Source organism: Arthrobacter sp. TB 26 (assembly GCF_000427315.1).
In the GTDB taxonomy this organism is placed as follows: Bacteria; Actinomycetota; Actinomycetes; order Actinomycetales; family Micrococcaceae; genus Arthrobacter.
The window spans coordinates 1-898 of sequence record NZ_AUPJ01000538.1; the positions used below are offsets into that span (position 1 = coordinate 1).

General features: G+C 68.8%; 1 pseudogene. It reads left to right on the forward strand.

Annotated features, from left to right (window positions below):
- Nucleotides 1–839 (forward strand): annotated as a pseudogene (locus K789_RS0121125) (hypothetical protein); the annotation flags it as partial.
- Nucleotides 840–898: the final 59 nt, after the last annotated feature.

An 898-nucleotide genomic window follows, 5' to 3' on the forward strand; every position in this document is an offset into this window, starting at 1 on the left:
AGGTTGCCAGCGCGGTCGACGCCGGCGACGCCGCCAAGGATGCCAGCAAACTGGAGCCCCGCGCGGCAGGGCCCGAGCTCGAGGTCCGCACCCAAAACTACAAGATCCGTTCCCAGGTCGGCTCGTACGAGGCCCGCATGCCGGTCCGTGCCACCAAGCTCCTCACCACGGTGGTCACCGACAAGCGCAGCTGGCCGCGCACCGTCATGGCGGTCACCCAGGGCGAGGGCAACGTTGTTCCGCAACTGCTCACCCTGACCCAGGCTTCCCCGCGGGAGAACTACAAGCTGGTCCTCACCACGCCGCTCCAGCCGGGAACCACCTTCCCGGGGATCGCGCGCGGCGGCACCGAGACGCTGGCACCCGCGGACAAGTCGGGGCTGCTCTACAGCGGCGAGGAAGCGCTGGGCGGCCTGGGCGACCGGCTGAACTCCGCTGACTCCGCGTTCAAGGACAAGCTCGCCGAGGGCGCATCCTCCCCGTACATCGCGGACACGCTGGCCTACCAGGCCGATGTGGTGAACTCCGGTGTCAACGGCACCTTCTCCTTCACCCACAAGCTGGTCCCGGAAAGCGTTGTGGTGTTCCGGACCGCCGACGGCGGGGCGCTGGCACTGGGCCGCCTGAACTTCGGCTTCGATGGCACCCCGAAGGCGTCCGGCGACAAGCTGACGATCGGCGATGACGCAGCCGCCCTGGCCGGCGGCAAGGAGACCAGCACCGGCATGGTGCTGAACTTCGCCGAGTCCGTGGCCGTCTACATCCCGCCGGCAGGGTCCCAGGACCCGATGAAACTCGTGGCCGCCACCCGGGGCCTCGTGGGAGCCAGCTTCAAGTAGGCCCGGCCGCAAACGGCACCTAAAGAATCAGCACCGACAGAAGAGACCCGGCCGCGAGG